The organism is Porphyromonas loveana, from assembly GCF_003096695.1.
Taxonomy (GTDB): Bacteria; Bacteroidota; Bacteroidia; order Bacteroidales; family Porphyromonadaceae; genus Porphyromonas; species Porphyromonas loveana.
Genome location: NZ_QEKY01000002.1, coordinates 1 through 17,592, shown reverse-complemented (window position 1 = coordinate 17,592; position 17,592 = coordinate 1). Strand labels below are relative to the sequence as shown.

General features: G+C 47.1%; 17 protein-coding genes. 16 read left to right on the top strand and 1 reads right to left on the bottom strand.

Features of this window, described 5'->3' with window-relative positions:
* The first annotated feature begins 19 nt into the window (after positions 1–19).
* From C7382_RS01070 to C7382_RS00995, 16 genes are all read left to right on the top strand, one after another.
* On the top strand, positions 20–1,543 hold the full coding sequence (locus C7382_RS01070) for a T9SS type A sorting domain-containing protein (RefSeq protein ID WP_207772688.1): 1,524 nt from the start codon (positions 20–22) through the stop codon (positions 1,541–1,543).
* 946 nt (positions 1,544–2,489) lie between these two features.
* On the top strand, positions 2,490–3,134 hold the full coding sequence (locus C7382_RS01065) for a CoA transferase subunit A (protein ID WP_116678473.1): 645 nt from the start codon (positions 2,490–2,492) through the stop codon (positions 3,132–3,134).
* A gap of 41 nt (positions 3,135–3,175) precedes the next feature.
* Positions 3,176–3,565: a 3-aminobutyryl-CoA ammonia lyase gene (gene kal, locus C7382_RS01060; RefSeq protein WP_116678472.1), complete on the top strand. Its 390-nt coding sequence runs from the start codon at positions 3,176–3,178 to the stop codon at positions 3,563–3,565.
* A 30-nt stretch (positions 3,566–3,595) separates the two neighbouring features.
* Complete coding sequence (gene kce, locus C7382_RS01055) at positions 3,596–4,417, top strand: 3-keto-5-aminohexanoate cleavage enzyme (protein ID WP_116678471.1); 822 nt, start codon at positions 3,596–3,598, stop codon at positions 4,415–4,417.
* 35 nt (positions 4,418–4,452) lie between these two features.
* Complete coding sequence (gene kdd, locus C7382_RS01050) at positions 4,453–5,496, top strand: L-erythro-3,5-diaminohexanoate dehydrogenase (protein ID WP_116678470.1); 1,044 nt, start codon at positions 4,453–4,455, stop codon at positions 5,494–5,496.
* 105 nt (positions 5,497–5,601) lie between these two features.
* Positions 5,602–6,843 (top strand): lysine 2,3-aminomutase, encoded by a 1,242-nt coding sequence (gene kamA, locus C7382_RS01045; RefSeq protein ID WP_116678469.1) that lies wholly within the window; start codon positions 5,602–5,604, stop codon positions 6,841–6,843.
* A 117-nt stretch (positions 6,844–6,960) separates the two neighbouring features.
* The gene (gene kamB, locus C7382_RS01040) at positions 6,961–7,959 is read left to right on the top strand and encodes a lysine 5,6-aminomutase reactivase subunit KamB (protein WP_449421196.1); all 999 of its coding nucleotides are present in this window, start codon (positions 6,961–6,963) and stop codon (positions 7,957–7,959) included.
* Entirely contained in the window at positions 7,959–9,356 is a 1,398-nt protein-coding gene (kamC, locus tag C7382_RS01035) for a lysine 5,6-aminomutase reactivase ATPase KamC (protein ID WP_116678468.1), read from the top strand. The genes kamB and kamC overlap by 1 nt, the downstream gene beginning before the upstream one ends.
* 23 nt (positions 9,357–9,379) lie before the next feature.
* Complete coding sequence (gene kamD, locus C7382_RS01030; protein WP_116678467.1) at positions 9,380–10,951, top strand: lysine 5,6-aminomutase subunit alpha; 1,572 nt, start codon at positions 9,380–9,382, stop codon at positions 10,949–10,951.
* Positions 10,948–11,739 (top strand): lysine 5,6-aminomutase subunit beta, encoded by a 792-nt coding sequence (gene kamE, locus C7382_RS01025; protein WP_116678466.1) that lies wholly within the window; start codon positions 10,948–10,950, stop codon positions 11,737–11,739. The genes kamD and kamE overlap by 4 nt, the downstream gene beginning before the upstream one ends.
* 22 nt (positions 11,740–11,761) lie before the next feature.
* A complete protein-coding gene (locus C7382_RS01020; RefSeq protein WP_116678465.1) occupies positions 11,762–12,424 on the top strand; it encodes a 3-oxoacid CoA-transferase subunit B in 663 nt (220 codons plus the stop codon).
* Positions 12,425–12,469: 45 nt separating this feature from the next.
* Positions 12,470–13,609 carry an acyl-CoA dehydrogenase gene (locus C7382_RS01015; protein ID WP_116678464.1) on the top strand — a complete coding sequence of 380 codons (1,140 nt, stop codon included), beginning with the start codon at positions 12,470–12,472 and terminating at the stop codon, positions 13,607–13,609.
* A 14-nt stretch (positions 13,610–13,623) separates the two neighbouring features.
* Entirely contained in the window at positions 13,624–14,409 is a 786-nt protein-coding gene (locus C7382_RS01010; RefSeq protein ID WP_116678463.1) for an electron transfer flavoprotein subunit beta/FixA family protein, read from the top strand.
* Positions 14,410–14,422: 13 nt separating this feature from the next.
* Complete coding sequence (locus tag C7382_RS01005; RefSeq protein ID WP_116678462.1) at positions 14,423–15,430, top strand: electron transfer flavoprotein subunit alpha/FixB family protein; 1,008 nt, start codon at positions 14,423–14,425, stop codon at positions 15,428–15,430.
* A gap of 108 nt (positions 15,431–15,538) precedes the next feature.
* A complete protein-coding gene (locus tag C7382_RS01000; protein ID WP_116678461.1) occupies positions 15,539–16,309 on the top strand; it encodes an enoyl-CoA hydratase-related protein in 771 nt (256 codons plus the stop codon).
* Positions 16,310–16,352: 43 nt separating this feature from the next.
* Positions 16,353–17,198 (top strand): 3-hydroxyacyl-CoA dehydrogenase family protein, encoded by an 846-nt coding sequence (locus tag C7382_RS00995; RefSeq protein ID WP_116678460.1) that lies wholly within the window; start codon positions 16,353–16,355, stop codon positions 17,196–17,198.
* A 119-nt stretch (positions 17,199–17,317) separates the two neighbouring features.
* Here C7382_RS00995 and C7382_RS10150 read toward each other — a convergent pair.
* The coding region (locus C7382_RS10150) for a hypothetical protein (protein ID WP_207772686.1) at positions 17,318–17,592 on the bottom strand (275 nt) is incomplete at its 5' end.

The window sequence follows — 17,592 nt, the reverse complement described above, 5'->3', positions numbered from 1 at the left end:
TTATAATAAAATGACAGGCATGAAAAGTTTTCTTCCAAAAATCATCCTACTTGGGTGTGCGCTATTATTAGGCCAATCGGGTCAAGCACAGTTCATATCAGCTCCAACCGATGGAGCGAAAAATCAAAAATACTCACCTGCTCCTACCTCAGGGCCACGGATGTCTCTCACCACAGGCCTCACCACAGGTTCTATGCTGAAACTGATGATAGAAGCACAAGAGGCAGATATATGGATTGACCTCAACAACGATGGCATCTATCAAGAAGAAGAGGCAGTAGTGAGCATGGGCGTGGATGCATTCTATCCAGTAGAGACTCAGCAGATAAGCATATACGGAAAGGTGAAGTATCTCAGGTGCTCCAACAACAGTATTTCCAGCCTCACAGTAAGCACCAACCCTGAATTGGAGAAACTTTCATGCGGGATCAATCAGATAAAGGCCTTAGACTTGTCGGGCTGCAAGAATCTCAAGATGCTCTACTGTGCCCTCAATCAGTTAGAGTCGTTAGACCTTACAGCCAACACGCTATTGGACGATTTGGACTGTAGCCACAATCAACTTGAGGCTTTAGATGTATCCAAGAACACCGTCTTGACCAGTCTGCTCTGTAGTTCGAACCTAATCTCGCATCTATTGGTCCATAACAATCCCGAATTAACTGTTTTGGCTTGCGACGTCAATGAATTGACAGCTCTTGATCTCACCCAGAACAAGAAGCTAATCAGGCTAAACTGCTATTCCAATGCCTTGACCAGTCTTGATCTTTCTCAAAATCAACAGATTAAATACCTCTCCTGCTCTAACAACGGACTATCAGCCCTTGATCTAAAAACAGTTCCCCTTCTGTCCTATCTCACTTGCGACGCTAATGATTTTGAAGAGTTGGATTTAAGTCATTGTCCCTTGATCACTTATTTGTCTTGTGCTCAAAATTATCTCATGACATTGGATCTCTCACAGAATCCATTACTAGAAAAAGTGTTTTGCAACACCAATCGGCTTACCTCTTTGGATTTCGGCAACAATCCGAAAATAACAGAATTGTGGTGTTTTGAGAATCAGATCCGAAACGAGGCTATGGGACAGATGATCGAGTCTATGCCTCTGTTGCAAGCAGGTAATAACCAACCCTTCTATGGAGATTTTGTGGTGATCAACACGACCAATCCCGAAGAAGGTAATATCTGTGATAAAAACCAGGTGAGTGCAGCCAAAGCCAAGAATTGGAAAGTCTATGACTTTAATGGAAGCCAACTGGCCATGCACCCCTACGAGGGTAGTGAAGTTTCGCTATCCGATATCGCCCACCCCCTTGCTGGCCGCGTGTATCCGACACCTTTCAAGGATAGCTTTGTAATAGTAGTTGCTGATGAATGGATTGGGAAGACTGCCATTTTGTACAACGCTGCAGGCAATCTTGTTTCAAGACACGAACTGCATGAGCCTGTATATAGAATTGATGCAAGCACGCTTCCAGTAGGGCATTATTTCTTACAAATCGGTACTCAGGGAGTCAAACTGACAAAATCAAACGATTGACATTTCCACAATTCGTGCTATTTTCTCTCCCCTTTTTATGGGTCAAAAAAGTTTTCAACACTGAATATCTGTTTAGATTCATTCCAGATAAGCAGTTTTTTGAAGTTCGGCCGGAGGGCAAAATACGATCGAAAATCAGCTTTTACCTCCCCCTATGATGAAGTTTAGGGATTTGAGATGCAATCTTTATAATTCTTATTTTCGATCTTTATAAATATCGTTTGTAACATTAACGAGTTTGAATGTCAAAAATCATAGAGTTGATCGACACAAAAGACTACTAAGACAGCTAAAAAACGAAAAGTCCCCGTTGTATCCTATAGTGAATACAACGGGGACTTTTAGCTTTTGGCTATGTCGATCCTGCTTTACTCGATCCTATCTACCATCCGCCCTCTGAGATCTTCACACACACTGCTGCCACACGGCCGTGCCGTGCAAGCATTACAAGAGAAAGAGGATGGAAGCGGAGCGATTTCCGCAGGTTTTGATAAGTAGCGATGGATCATCATGTCTGTCTTTTACGATATAGTGCTGTCTTGTATGGGCAGATGCTGTCCGATATTCAAGCATTTACTCTCTACAGCACCCCTTACCAATATGCAAAGGTAACAAAAAGCCAAAACTCAACCGTGTCACTCTCTTCGCCCATTCATGCATGAAAAGAGATGAAGTCTCTGCCTCCAAATTATTGATCTGAAGTTTTGCTTGAAAAAGCTTACTATTCGCCTCCTTGGACTCAGAGACATATTCATCGCCTCGAAATGACAGAGAGATGGCTCCCGAGCATAGGAATCTACAGAACATCTTTTTTGGCCTGCCGAAATTTTCACAACTCCCAAATTGGAACTATCTTTGACGGCGAAATGTGATGATGGGAAACTGTCACACGAGATTAGTCACAGAAACGGAACGAAAGGTTATTCTCAAAATAATAAGACAATCCATGAACAAAGCTATAACAGTCGAAAAGCTGTCTGCCCTATTCAAGGACGGAATGACTATCATGGTGGGTGGCTTCTTAGCGAACGGTACCCCCGAAAGAATAATGGATGAATTAGTGAAAAGTGGAGTCAAGGATCTAACGTTGATCGCCAATGACACGTCCTATCCCGATCGTGGTTGCGGTCGCCTCATCGCTAATCGTCAAGTGAAGAAATTGATCGTCAGCCACATCGGTACCAATCCCATGACCGGTGACCAGATGAATGCCGGTGAGTTGGAAATCGAATTCAGCCCCCAAGGAACACTTGCAGAGCGTGTACGCGCCGGAGGTGCAGGCTTAGGTGGAGTTCTTACAACGACCGGGCTCGGCACCGTGATCGAAGAAGGCAAGCAAAAGATCGAAGTCGATGGTCAGACCTTCTTGCTTGAGAAACCTATTCGTGCTGACTTCGCTTTCCTCAAGGGCAGCATCGGCGACGAATTTGGCAATCTCGTTTACAAAGGCACATCACAGAACTTTCAGCCACTGATGGCCATGGCAGCCGATTGTGTCATAGCAGAAGTGGATGAGCTTCTACCAATAGGGAGTATCCCGATGGAGCAGGTGCACACAAGTGGCATATTTGTGGATTATATCCTGCTATAAGCCCGACAATCACGTATAATCCCCTCACAAAATATCAAACTATGGCAAAGACATCAATGATCCGCCTGCGAATGAGTGCTCACGATGCACACTACGGAGGCAACTTAGTTGACGGAGCGCGTATGCTCCAACTCTTCGGAGACGTAGCTACAGAACTTCTGATCATGCAAGATGGTGACGAAGGTCTCTTCTGCGCTTATGACAATGTAGAGTTTCTGGCCCCTGTATTTGCAGGAGATTACATTGAGGCAGTGGGCGAAATCACCCATGTGGGCAATACGAGTCGTAAGATGAAGTTCGAAGCACGCAAGGTGATTCGTCCCCGTACCGACATATCTGAGTCAGCAGCCGATGTGCTCGACGAGCCCATCGTAGTATGCCGTGCATCCGGCACCTGCGTTGTACCCGCTCAGGCTCAACGCAAGAAGTAAAAAACGACAAATCACCCCAACTAAGCTATTATGGAAAAACTAATTATCACCGCTGCCATCTGCGGAGCAGAGGTGCTGAAAGAGCATAATCCGGCTGTCCCCTATACGGTGGAAGAGTGTGTACGTGAGGCCAAGTCGGCATACGATGCCGGCGCCAGCATCATCCATCTCCACGTGCGGAACGATGACGGTACGCCCACACAGGACAAGAATCGCTTCAAAGAGGTAATGGACGCCATTCACAAGGTTTGCCCCGATGTAATCATCCAACCTTCTACTGGCGGTGCTGTAGGCATGACCAACGACGAACGCCTACAGCCTACAGAGCTATCTCCGGAAATGGCCACATTGGACTGTGGTACGCTCAACTTCGGAGGGGACGAAGTATTCACCAACACTGAGAATACGATCAAATACTTTGGCGAAAAAATGATTGAGCGTGGCATCAAACCTGAACTTGAGGTATTCGACAAGAGCATGATCGATATGGCTCTCCGCCTCCACCGCAAGGGATACATCAAATCTCCCATGCACTTCGACTTCGTGATGGGTGTCAATGGCGGTATTAGCGGCGAGATGCGCGACTTTGTTTTCTTGCGTGAAAGCATTCCTGCAGATGCCACCTATACGGTAGCCGGCATAGGGCGCTATGAGTTCCCATTGGCAGCTCTGGCTATAATCGATGGCGGCCACGTGCGCGTAGGATTCGAAGACAATGTATATATCTCCAAGGGAGTATTAGCTCGCTCTAACGGAGAATTGGTAGAAAAGGTAGCGCGTATGGCCAAAGAAATGGGCCGTGAAATTGCTACTCCGGCCGAAGCCCGCCGCATTCTGGGGCTTGCTCAGTAAAGACTCTCACAAATTTCACTCAAAACATTCCGACTATGCAAAAGAAAGGAAACAAATACGGCACACACCGTGTAATCGAACCGCTGGGCGTTCTTCCCCAGCCGGCCCTGAAGGTAGATAACAACATGGATGAGATCTATGACAACGAGATCCTCATCGACGTACAAACCCTCAATATCGACTCTGCCAGCTTCACACAGATCGAAGAGCAAGCCGGTGGCGACAAGGCCAAAATCGCTGAAATCATGCTTGGCATCGTGGCAAAGCAAGGCAAGCACCGCAATCCTGTAACAGGCTCGGGTGGTATGCTACTCGGTACAGTGGAGAAAATCGGTGATGCGCTCAAGGGCAAAATCGACCTAAAAGAAGGTGACAAGATCGCCACTCTGGTATCTCTGTCTCTGACACCACTCCGCATCGACAAGATCAAAGAAATCCGCCCCGATGTAGATCAGGTGGACATTGATGGCAAGGCTATCCTCTTCGAAAGCGGTATCTATGCCAAGATTCCTGCCGACCTGCCTGAGAAGCTCGCACTATCGGCTCTGGACGTGGCAGGTGCTCCCGCACAGACAGCCAAACTTGTAAAGCCGGGTGATACGGTGCTCATCATCGGAGCAGGTGGTAAGAGTGGTATGCTCTGCTGCTATGAAGCAAAGAAACGCGCAGGCGTGACCGGCAAAGTAATCGGTCTCTGCCACTCACAGAAGAGTACTGACCGCCTCAAAGCTCTCGGCTTCTGCGACTACGTATTCTCAGCCGATGCTACAAAACCGGTACCCGTAATGGAAGAAATCGAGAAGCTTACTAATGGCGAAATGTGTGATGTTACAATTAACAACGTGAATATCACCGACACGGAAATGACCAGTATCCTCTGTACGAAGAATGATGGTCTCGTGTACTTCTTCTCAATGGCGACGAGCTTCACCAAGGCAGCTCTGGGTGCAGAAGGTGTAGGTAGCGACGTAACTATGATCGTAGGTAATGGCTACACCAAGGGTCATGCCGAGATCACGCTGCAAGAACTTCGCGAATGCGAGGAACTACGTAAAGTTTTCACAGAATTGTACGCTTAATATCGAGGATGTTTGCACCGTGGCAAGGGCGAAATTGCTCGATTTCGATCAGCTCCCTTCCCGCGGTGCATACATGCTTATTTAAGCTCAAGCTCACAAACGATTATGGCAGAAAGTCGTAGAAAATATTACTTCCCCGACGTTACGGATGAGCAATGGAACGACTGGCATTGGCAGGTTCTCAACCGCATTGAGACTCTTGACCAACTGAAGAAGTACATTGTGCTCACTCCGGAAGAAGAGGAGGGAGTAAAGGAGTCACTCAAGGTTCTCCGTATGGCTATCACTCCTTATTATTTAAGTTTGATAGACCCCAATGACCCCAATTGTCCGATTCGCAAGCAAGCTATTCCTACTCATCAGGAATTGCTCCGCGCACCGGAAGATCAAGAAGACCCGCTGAGCGAAGATGAAGATTCACCCGTACCGGGATTGACTCACCGTTATCCCGACCGTGTGCTCTTCCTCATTACGGACAAATGCTCTATGTACTGTCGTCACTGCACACGTCGTCGTTTTGCCGGACAGAAGGATGCGTCCTCTCCTTCAGAACGTATTGACCGCTGCATCGACTACATCGCTAAAACGCCTACCGTACGAGACGTTTTGCTTTCAGGAGGTGATGCCCTTCTCGTTAGCGATGAACGTTTGGAATACATCGTGAAGCGCCTTCGTGAGATACCTCACGTAGAGATCATTCGTATCGGAAGCCGCACGCCTGTGGTATTGCCTCAGCGCATCACGCCGGAGTTGGTGGACATGCTCAAGAAGTATCATCCGATATGGTTGAATACGCACTTCAATCACCCCAACGAAGTTACTTCGGAAGCGGTGGAAGCATGTGAGAGAATGGCTAATGCAGGCATTCCGCTGGGCAACCAGACTGTGCTGCTGCGTGGTATCAACGACTGCACACACGTGATGAAAAGACTTGTACACCTGCTCGTAAAGATGCGCGTGCGTCCCTACTACATCTATGTTTGTGACCTCTCACTCGGCATTGGCCATTTCCGCACACCGGTTTCCAAGGGTATAGAAATCATCGAGAACCTGCGTGGCCACACGTCGGGTTATGCCGTGCCGACTTTCGTGGTAGACGCACCGGGTGGTGGTGGAAAAATTCCGGTAATGCCCAATTATGTGGTGTCACAATCGCCAAGACATGTGGTACTCCGCAACTATGAAGGCGTTATTACCACCTATACCGAACCAGAGAACTATACTGAGGAATGCGACTGTGAGGATTGTCGAGCTAAGAAAGCCCGCAAAGGTGTGGCTGCACTCTCGGCCGGTCAGCAACTGGCTATTGAACCTTCGGACCTCACCCGCAAGAAACGTAAATTCTAAGGACGGACTGACTTAATTAAGAATTGACTCCTCCCCCTCCCGCCTCATGGGTTAAGGAGGGGGAGAGATAATTCACTAAGGACAAGGAACAGAGAATTGCCTTTTGTCGAAAAGATAATGCAGTGCCGGAGCATATCCATCTTTGGGATGGAGAAGAATACAGGCAAAACAGAGACGCTCAACTACATCATCCGGCGACTCAATGCCTATCAGCATCGAGTGGCACTGACCTCCATCGGTATCGATGGAGAGAAGAGCGACCAAGTGACACAGACCCCCAAGCCTGAAATTGTGGTTCCAGAGGGTATGCTATTTGTCACGTCGGAACAGCATTATCTGCAGAAGCAGCTGCTCGCAAAGATAACAGATGTAAGCGAGAGCAGAACAGCATTGGGACGTCTCATTACAGCCCAATCGCTTGAGGCTGGCAAGGTGCTCCTTTCTGGACCTTCTACCACAGGAGGGCTCAAGAGAATGATTACATCTCTCGCAGCCAACGGCGTCCAAACAACGATCGTGGATGGTGCACTCTCACGAAAGGCTCTAGCGTCACCAGCCGTCACCGATGCCATGATTTTGGCCACGGGAGCAGCTTTGTCCATCAACATACCGCAGCTCGTACGCAAGACGGCTGCTGTGTACAGACTTATATCCCTACCAACGATGGAAGAGGCCATAGCCGAAAAGCTAGATCTGATCGAACAGGGTATTTGGGGGATAGATGAGACGGGAGGAATCCATGATTTGGGGATTCGCTCGGCTTTGATGCTCAATGCATCGAACAGAAGCCATCTGACACGACATGGCAATAGAATTTACGTGTCAGGAGCAGTCAGTGACAATTTATTGGAGCAGCTTAGGCTATCCGAAGAAAAAATATGTCTGATCATACGAGATTTTACTCGTATGTTTGCTCTGCCCGAAACGGTAGATCGTTTCCTTCAGAGCAAACATGAGATCAGATCGCTCTATGGAGGTAAACTCCTTGCAGTAACGGCCAATCCAGTAGCACCCAGTGGCTACAAACTGAAATCGGATGTGCTGCGAGAGGAAATGCAAAAAACTCTTGGTATCCCCGTCTATGACGTTCGGGAGCTGAAAGAATATGAGAGTTGATGAAACTACGAGAACAGATCAATAGGATCAGCGGCCTTCGCTACGTAACAGACGAATTGTGCATACATTCGGCTGCAGGCCGCCGTTGTCTCATGGAACAAGAATGGCTGACGGACAAGGTTGCTATAGAAGAGCTCCTTTCTCGTGTTGACACAGCGATCTCATTTCGTTCTGAAATCCGAAAGCAAAGAGGGATTGAAGAAATAGCCCACAAGCTAACGCAGCTCCACGACATAAAAGGTACGATCCAGACACTCTCGCATCGCACTGTGTGTACAGACATTGATCTGTTTGAAGTAAAATATTTGGCCATCCTGAATGAGGATATTCGAGATCTGATCCGCTTCTACGAATTAGAAGGCATTAGCTCTCCCCTTCCCGATCTGTCGCATATCGTTTCGGTTTTAGATCCGGAAGAGAAAAAGATACCTCACTTCTATATCTACGATGCATACTCCATCAAACTGAAAGAACTACGAGCACAGCTGAAAATCGAAACAGACGAAGAAAAAAAATCGATCATTCGTAATGCCGGATTAGAAGAAGAGGACGTCGTTCGCAAGCAGCTATCACAGCACCTTTCACCCCATGCGACATCATTAGAAACAGCTTTGGAGATGTTAGGAGCATTGGATCTGTTGCTGGCCAAGGTGGAGCTTTTTGTGCAACTCCAATGGAGCAGACCTCGGTCAGCTCAACAAACAACGACTCTCGTTGGATTGGTACATCCGCAAGTGCTGTGCATCTTGGGAGAGAAAGGCGACACATTCCAGCCCGTTGACATAAGTATTCCCAAGGAACCAACGCTAATAACGGGAGCCAATATGGCTGGTAAGAGCGTATTACTACAAGCCGTTGCGTTGGCACAGACTCTTTATCAATATGGTTTCTACGTGCCCGCTGCAAAAGCAGAAATTTGCCCGGTAGATAATGTAATGCTCTCACTGGGTGATGCACAGGATATCAGAGAAGGGCTCTCCTCATACGGAGCAGAAATGATGTATCTCTCTGCCATTGCAGATGAAGTAAAACAGGGAACAACCCTACTGGCATTGGTAGATGAACCAGCAAGAACGACCAATCCTATAGAGGGAGAAGCGATCGTGGGCGGTCTTCTCTCTCTCTTGGGCAAACGCGAGGTTAGAGCACTTGTGACAACTCATTATGGCAGCATAGGCATACCTTGTCGCAGGCTAAAAGTACGAGGGTTCAGAGAAGATAAGGTAAAATTACCTTTGCAAGTAAATGCACTTGGCAAATGTGTGGACTACACCCTTGAAGAAGTAAGCGGAAACGATGTTCCACGGGAAGCCATCCGTATAGCAGAAATCCTCGGTGTCAATGAGGATCTGATGATGGAATGTAAACAGTATCTGTGTAATACAAGAATAGCTTAAAAGATAGGAATACATATCAGAATATGCAAAAAAGTAAAGTCGGAATTGATTTCTCCAAAGTTGAATACGCCAGAAGTATCGCCGGAGAAATAGCCGGAAATGTACAGACATTTGTCGAACAATACACGACGGTAGCCGTAGAACGCACCCTCTGTCGCCTAATCGGGATAGACGGAGTGGATGGCAATGCTGTTCCACTGCCTAACGTATTGGTTGACCATCTGAAAGACCGGAATGTATTGGGACACGGATCTCTATTCTTTTTGGCAAACGGAATGGTAGCGACCGGCAAAACCCCTCAAGAAATCGCAGAGAGCATTGCTCTCGGAGAAACAGATCTCACCTCTTATCCTTTCTGTTCATCTCAAGTAGTGGCTGACATGCTGGCTCCGCTCATCACAGCCGGCATGCAAAAGATAGCAGACAATAGAAAGAGAAGAGAAAACTACATCAATACTCTTGGGGAAGGCCCCAAGCCATACCTCTACGTTATTGTTGCCACTGGCAATATATACGAGGACGTAATTCAAGCTCAAGCAGCAGCTCGTCAAGGAGCAGATATTATAGCTGTAATCCGCACCACAGGACAGAGTTTGCTCGATTATGTGCCATTCGGTGCTACTACAGAAGGGTTTGGTGGCACCTTTGCTACACAAGAGAACTTCCGAATCATGCGAAAGGCTCTTGACGAAGTGGGCGAAGAGGTAGGCCGCTACATCAGACTCTGTAATTATTGTTCGGGACTATGTATGCCCGAAATTGCTGTAATGGGTGCACTTGAAGGGTTGGATGTGATGCTCAACGATGCACTCTATGGTATCCTCTTCCGCGATATCAATATGCAGCGGACCCTTGTAGACCAGTATATGAGTCGCGTAATCAACGGTTTTGCCGGTGTCATCATCAATACAGGTGAAGATAATTATCTTACAACTGCCGATGCAGTAGAAGAAGCACATACGGTACTAGCATCGGATCTTATCAACGAACAGCTCGCTCTTACAGCCGGACTGCCGGCAGAACAAATGGGACTTGGACATGCTTTCGAAATGGATCCCATGCTCGAAAACGGATTCCTCTTTGAGTTGGCACAGGCTCAAATGACAAGAGAGATCTTCCCAAAAGCCCCACTCAAATATATGCCTCCGACCAAGTTTATGACGGGAAACATCTTCCGGGGTCATTTGCAAGATGCTCTTTTCAATATCATTGGTATATGGACTTCTCAGGGTATTCAGTTACTTGGAATGCCGACCGAAGCCATCCACACGCCTTTCATGAGCGACCGCTATCTCTCAATAGAGAATGCCAAGTACATCTTCTCTAACATGAAAAATATTGGCTCTGAAATCGAATTCAAAGAAGATGGCATCGTTCAGACTCGTGCTCGAGAAGTCTTGGACAAGACCGTTGTCCTACTTGAAAGATTGAAAGAAGAAGGTCTTTTCTCTGCCTTGGAGAAAGGTATTTTCGGTGATGTAAAGCGACCGATGAATGGTGGTAAGGGACTCAGTGGTGTAGCCAAAAAGGACGAACACTACTACAACCCGACAATTGAGTTGATGAAGAACTTTAATATGGAAGGTAAGTTATGAGTGGCGGACTATATTCTACAGAAGGAAGAGACTTTGATCAGACCTTAGACCTTTCGCGCATCAAGCCTTATGGCGACACGATGAACGATGGTAAGGTACAATTGAGCTTTACGCTCCCCGTTCCTGCCGGCGACGAAGCAATTGAAGCGGCAAAGCAACTCATCAAGAAGATGGGGATGCAAAATCCCCAAGTAGTTTTCTACCGTGAACTGACCGAAGGATTTACGTTCTTCAATTGCTATGGCAGCTGTGAACATACGGTAGATTATAGTTCTATCTATGTGCCAAAGGTAGAATCTACAAAATGGGATATGGCTGAGACGGATGACTTTATCCGTGAGAATATCGGCAGGAAAATCGTAATAGTAGGAGCCAGTACAGGAACCGATGCTCATACTGTGGGGATAGATGCCATCATGAATATGAAAGGCTTTGCAGGCCATTATGGTCTGGAGCGTTATGACATGATTGAGGCATATAATCTCGGGAGCCAAGTCCCTAATGAAGAATTCATCGCAAAAGGGATTGAACTGAATGCCGATGCCCTACTCGTATCGCAGACTGTGACGCAGAAAGATGTTCACATCAAGAACTTGATTGAACTTGTTGAATTGATGGAAGCTGAAGGTCTCAGAGATAAGATGATTTTGGCATGCGGTGGCCCTCGTATCAGCTATGAATTAGCCAAAGAACTTGGATATGACGCAGGATTCGGTGCAAATACTTATGCAGATGATGTTGCATCCTTCATTGCACAAGAACTCCATAAACGGATGAATAATAAATAATCACGATAAAAGGCTTTTCATCATGGAAAAAGATCAAATCAGAGAAGTGATTGCCCGACGTGTCGCCCTCGAACTAAAAGACGGTGACGTAGTTAATCTCGGCATCGGATTGCCAACAATGGTGCCCAATTATCTCAAACCCGGCATCCAAGTCTATCTACAATCAGAGAATGGAATGATAGGCATGGGGCCGGCCCCTGAAGTAGGTAAAGAAGACCCTAATCTGACCAATGCTGGCGGAGGATTCACATCTGCAATTGCAGGTGCGGCATCATTCGACAGTGCAACATCATTTGCCATTATCCGCGGTGGGCATGTGGATGTCAGTGTTCTTGGTGCTTTGCAAGTAGATGAGAATGGAGATTTGGCCAATTGGTTGATCCCCGGCAAGAAAGCACCCGGCATGGGAGGGGCTATGGACCTTCTTGTCGGTACACGTAAAGTAATTTTGGCAATGGAACATACCGCCAAAGGTAGCCCTAAGATTATGAAGAAATGCTCGCTCCCTCTTACGGCTAAGGGGCAAGTGAATCTGATAATCACAGAAATGTGTGTGATAGAAGTGCACCCGAGTAAAGGTCTAGTTGTCACCGAAATCCATCCAGAATTTTCGGCAGAAGAAGTGCAAGCAGCGACAGAAGCTACGCTGACTTTTGCTTCTGAAGTATTGCCGATGAAACAATAACAATGAGTTTTTAGTATCACTACAATCCAATAAACTTCAAAAATTATGGACTTTTCTCAGACACCCCAAGAACAAATGTTTCTTGAGATGATCCGCAGTTTCGCCGAGAAGGAAGTAAAACCCTTAGCGGCCGAAATTGACGAGCAGGAACGTTTCCCCATCGAAACAGTAAAGAAGATGAGTGAAATCGGACTGATGGGTATCCCATTCCCTGTGGAATATGGCGGTGCCGGCGGTACGAACGTAATGTATTCAATGGCTGTGGAAGAACTGAGCCGCGTATGTGCGACAACCGGTGTAGTTCTTTCGGCTCACACCTCTCTGTGTGCTGCTCCCATCTACGAAAACGGTACAGAAGAACAAAAGAAGAAGTACCTTCCTAAGCTTTGCACAGGAGAGTGGATCGGAGCCTTCGGTCTCACCGAACCTAATGCCGGTACTGACGCTGGTGCTCAGCAAACTTTTGCTGAAGAAAAAGACGATCACTATGTCCTCAATGGAAACAAGATCTTCATCACAAATGCTGAATACGCTCATGTGTATGTGGTATTTGCCATGACAGACAAGAGCCAAGGCACACGCGGCATCACTGCTTTCATTGTAGAAAAAGGCACTCCGGGCTTCTCTATCGGTAAAAAAGAGCTGAAGATGGGTATCCGCGGTTCAGCTACTTGTGAGCTTATCTTCGAAAACTGTATCGTACCGAAGGAAAACCTTCTCGGTCGCGTTGGTGATGGTTTCAAGATCGCCATGAAGACACTTGACGGAGGACGTATTGGTATCGCATCCCAAGCCCTTGGTATTGCTCAAGGTGCTATGGATGAGACCGTGAAGTACACGAAAGAGCGTAAGCAGTTCGGTCGCAGCATAGCACAATTCCAAAACACACAGTTCCAATTGGCAGACCTCCAATGCCGCATTCAGGCTTCTCGTCTGTTGGTACGCCTGGCTGCATGGAAGAAGGATATGAAGATTCCCTTCACAATGGAGTCAGCTCAAGCAAAACTTTATTGTGCAGAAACAGCTATGGATATGACTACAAAGGCAGTCCAATTCCATGGTGGCTATGGCTATACACGCGAATACCCTGTTGAGCGTATGATGCGTGATGCTAAGATCACTGAGATTTATGAAGGTACCAGCGAAGTTCAACGCTTGGTAATCGCATCCCACTTATTAAAATAATCAAGCTTACGACTATGAATATTGTTGTTTGTATCAAACAGGTACCCGATACTACGGAAATCAAATTGGATCCTGTAAAAGGCACGCTCATCCGTGATGGTGTGCCTAGCATCATGAACCCTGATGACAAAGGAGCATTGGAGCAAGCACTGCGTCTCAAGGATGCACATAATGCACATGTTACCGTAATCACGATGGGCCCCCCTCAAGCTGAAGCTATCCTACGTGAAGCTTACGCTATGGGTGCAGACCGTGCCATCCTCGTTAGCGACCGTAAGTTTGGTGGTGCTGACACGCTGGCAACCAGTTATACCTTGTCGCAAGCAATGCGTAAGATCGACTACGATCTCATCATTGCAGGCCGCCAAGCTATTGATGGTGATACGGCTCAAGTAGGTCCTCAGATTGCAGAACAACTCGATCTGCCTCAGATTACTTATGTAGAGGAAGCTACTTTCGATGGCAAGGAGACTCTTACAGTACGCAAGAGCACAGAAGAAGGTCACGAAATTTTGGAAGTTGATCTACCATGTATGCTCACCCTCTTGGCAACTGCCAACAAGCCCCGTTATATGCGCGTTCGTGGTATTATGGAGGCTATTGGGAAGCCTATTGAGTGTTGGGGAGCAGGCGATATTGAAGTTGATCCCGAAAGAATCGGTCTTGCCGGTTCACCCACAAATGTGAAGAAATCATTCACCAAGGGAGCTAAGGCGATGGGAGCTCTGCACGATGAGGTAACACCCGAAGAAGCTGCAGACATTATCTTCAACAAACTGAAAGAGAAATTCATCATCTGAACAACAAACAACTATGGATAAGGAATTATATAAAGGTGTTTTCGTCTTCGCAGAGCAACGCGAAGGAGTGATTCAGAACGTAGCATTCGAACTTATCGGCAAAGCTCGCGAGTTGGCGGATAGCATCGGAGAAAAAGTGACGGCCATCCTCTGTGGTTACAAAATGGGTGAGATGCCGAAAGAACTCATCGCTGCAGGTGCAGACGTAGTTCTCGTTGTAGATGATGAGAAACTCGAGCATTACCTTACCGAACCCTATGCACAAGCTGTGACTCATATCATACAAGAGTGCAAGCCCGAAATCGTACTCCTCGGAGCGACAACGATCGGTCGCGACCTCGGTCCTCGCCTGTCCTCTCGTCTTCGTACGGGTCTGACAGCAGACTGTACGTCTTTGGAAATCGGAGAAGATCGCAATCTGATGATGACTCGTCCGGCTTTTGGTGGTAACTTGATGGCTACCATTGTAAGTAAAGCACACCGTCCACAAATGTCGACAGTTCGCCCTGGTGTTATGCGTCGTCGTGTTGCTGATAACAGCCGTCAAGGTACAGTTGAAAATGTAACTGTACCCTTCGACACAAGCAAATTCCGCGTACGATTGGTTAAGAAAGTTCACGAAGAGAAGAACATGGTCGATATTACCGAAGCACATATCTTGGTAAGTGGTGGCCGCGGTGTTGGATCACAAGATGGATTCAGCAAGCTGACTGACTTGGCTGGCCAGATTCACGCCGAGGTATCATCCTCTCGGGCCATGGTCGATGCCGGTCTGATCGGGCATGAGCGTCAGGTGGGTCAGACAGGTAAAACTGTTCGTCCTGACATCTATATGGCTATCGGTATCTCTGGTGCCATTCAGCACCTTGCCGGTATGGAAGAAAGCGACTTTATCATTGCCATCAACAAGGACAAGTTTGCTCCTATCTTTCAAGTGGCCGACCTCGGCGTAGTAGGCGATTTGCACAAGATTGTGCCCATCCTCACTGCCAAGCTTCGTGCCTCCATGCAGGACAAGTAATGATTAGATAGTAATAATCATACTACAATTCAGCAAGGGAACCAATGAGGCATGGGGCTATACTCCAGCTTTCATTCGGTTCCTTTGTCATTTTGAGAGGAACTAATTATGAAATATCAGAATTTGAAGATCAAAACGAACGATCGCATCACTATCTTGACGTTAGATCGTCCCGAAGCGATGAACGCTCTTTCGTCAGATGTTCTCTGCGAACTCAAACATACCATTGAAGAGATCCGAAAGGATTGTCCTCGCGTACTGATCATCACCGGTAGCGGAAAGGCATTTGTGGCAGGTGCTGACATCGCCCAAATGCAACATATGACCGCCATGGAAGGGAAAGCTTTTGGTCAACTAGGATCAGAAGTTTTTAGGCAGATAGAAGAACTCCCCTTTCCGGTCATCGCCGCTGTAAACGGTTTTGCTTTGGGTGGCGGATGCGAATTAGCTCTCGCTTGCGATCTCAGAGTCGCATCCGACAAAGCCAAATTCGGACAGCCAGAGGTAGGACTTGGCATTACTCCGGGATTCTCCGGTACACAACGACTCCCACGTCTCGTTGGAATGGCCATAGCCAAGGAACTCATCTATACAGGACGCATCATCAATGCAGAAGAGGCTCTTCGTATCGGACTTGTCAATAGAGTCACAACAGCTGAATCTCTTGATACAGAAGTAATGGAGTTGGCACGAGAGATTGCAGCTCGCTCTGCAACAGCTGTATCCGCGTCTAAAGAAGCTATTAATCGTGGTACTCAGATGCATATTACAGAGGGAATAGCTTTGGAGAAAAATCTTTTTGGACTATGCTTTGCCGCAAAAGATCAAAAAGAAGGTATGACAGCTTTCTTGGAGAAAAGAAAACCCTCTTTCCAATAGAAGAGTTATCGTAAAATAGAAACACATTAAATATCATCAGAAAATGAAAATCGCAGTAGTAGGTACAGGTGCTATGGGAAGTGGCATCGTACAATGCATCGCACAGAATGGTATGCAGGTCCTCATGAAAGGCCGCAGTACAGAATCCATTGGTCGCTCTCTGAAGGGAATAGAGAAGAATATGAGTAAGCTTGTCGAAAAAGGTAAGATATCTGCCGATGAATGTAAAGCAGTGCTCGCACGTATTGAGACAACATTAGAATTCTCAGCTTTGTCCGATGCTGACATTGTCATTGAAGCCATCGCAGAAGAAATGGACATTAAGCGTCAAGCTCTCAGCGCTGTTGCAGCTGTCGTATCCGAAAAGTGCATCATTGCCACCAATACCTCTTCTCTAAGCATTACAGCTCTTGCCGGTGAAATACCCACTCCGGAGAGAGTTGTAGGAATGCACTTCTTCAATCCAGTTCCGCTGATGAAGCTAGTTGAAGTAATCGCAGCACACCAAACAACAGATGCAGTCATGCAATCAGTAGTTGCTCTCTGTGAACAACTTGGCAAAACTCCGGTCCGCATCAATGAAGCACCAGGCTTTGTCGTTAATAGGATTCTCATCCCTATGATCAACGAAGCAATTGGAGCCTATGCCGATGGAGTTGCGGGTATTGAGGATATTGACCGTGCCATGATGCTTGGAGCCAATCATCCGATGGGCCCTCTCACATTGGGAGACTTTATCGGTCTTGATGTATGCCTTGCTATTATGGAAGTTCTCTTCCACGAATATGGCGATCCCAAGTATCGTCCACATCCCCTCTTGCGCAAGATGGTACGTGCAGGAGCACTCGGTCGCAAGAGCGGCAGAGGCTTCTACGACTACTCTCGATAACTGACAATCGGAGCAAAGTCAAACCAACTACATCTGAGGAGAAGAGATTCTTCCTCAGATGTAGCCCGTTCCTTATCTACATGAATAAATCCTTCTTCTCTCCTGCAAAATAAACAAACTCACGCGCCTGTATTGAGCAAAAAGTCGGGCGATTTGTGTTTCGTTTTGGCGCCATTTCTCCATGATTGATGCGCCGTTTTCTTTTCCCTTTGGCGCGACTTTGCATGCTCATCCGGCGCCACACTCTCATCGCTGCTGGCGCCAAAAATCCCCCCTCGTACGTTTTCCTTTGCTCTCTCTTCATCCCTCTCTCTCCCCTCCGCGAAAGCGAAGAGGGAGCATCCGTCTATCTTTCGACGAATACTCCCTCTCTCTCTTCTAAAAAAACGGCGGC

Bases quoted from the DNA above. Each gene is read 5' to 3' on its own strand.
- C7382_RS01010 (WP_116678463.1), top strand. From the start codon at position 13,624: ATGAATATTGTTGTTTGTATCAAACAGGTACCCGATACTACGGAAATC.
- C7382_RS01020 (WP_116678465.1), top strand. From the start codon at position 11,762: ATGGAAAAAGATCAAATCAGAGAAGTGATTGCCCGACGTGTCGCCCTC.
- kamA (WP_116678469.1), top strand. From the start codon at position 5,602: ATGGCAGAAAGTCGTAGAAAATATTACTTCCCCGACGTTACGGATGAG.
- C7382_RS01065 (WP_116678473.1), top strand. From the start codon at position 2,490: ATGAACAAAGCTATAACAGTCGAAAAGCTGTCTGCCCTATTCAAGGAC.
- kdd (WP_116678470.1), top strand. From the start codon at position 4,453: ATGCAAAAGAAAGGAAACAAATACGGCACACACCGTGTAATCGAACCG.
- kamB (WP_449421196.1), top strand. From the start codon at position 6,961: ATGCAGTGCCGGAGCATATCCATCTTTGGGATGGAGAAGAATACAGGC.
- C7382_RS01070 (WP_207772688.1), top strand. From the start codon at position 20: ATGAAAAGTTTTCTTCCAAAAATCATCCTACTTGGGTGTGCGCTATTA.
- kal (WP_116678472.1), top strand. From the start codon at position 3,176: ATGGCAAAGACATCAATGATCCGCCTGCGAATGAGTGCTCACGATGCA.
- C7382_RS00995 (WP_116678460.1), top strand. From the start codon at position 16,353: ATGAAAATCGCAGTAGTAGGTACAGGTGCTATGGGAAGTGGCATCGTA.
- kce (WP_116678471.1), top strand. From the start codon at position 3,596: ATGGAAAAACTAATTATCACCGCTGCCATCTGCGGAGCAGAGGTGCTG.
- C7382_RS01005 (WP_116678462.1), top strand. From the start codon at position 14,423: ATGGATAAGGAATTATATAAAGGTGTTTTCGTCTTCGCAGAGCAACGC.
- kamE (WP_116678466.1), top strand. From the start codon at position 10,948: ATGAGTGGCGGACTATATTCTACAGAAGGAAGAGACTTTGATCAGACC.
- kamC (WP_116678468.1), top strand. From the start codon at position 7,959: ATGAAACTACGAGAACAGATCAATAGGATCAGCGGCCTTCGCTACGTA.
- C7382_RS01000 (WP_116678461.1), top strand. From the start codon at position 15,539: ATGAAATATCAGAATTTGAAGATCAAAACGAACGATCGCATCACTATC.
- kamD (WP_116678467.1), top strand. From the start codon at position 9,380: ATGCAAAAAAGTAAAGTCGGAATTGATTTCTCCAAAGTTGAATACGCC.
- C7382_RS01015 (WP_116678464.1), top strand. From the start codon at position 12,470: ATGGACTTTTCTCAGACACCCCAAGAACAAATGTTTCTTGAGATGATC.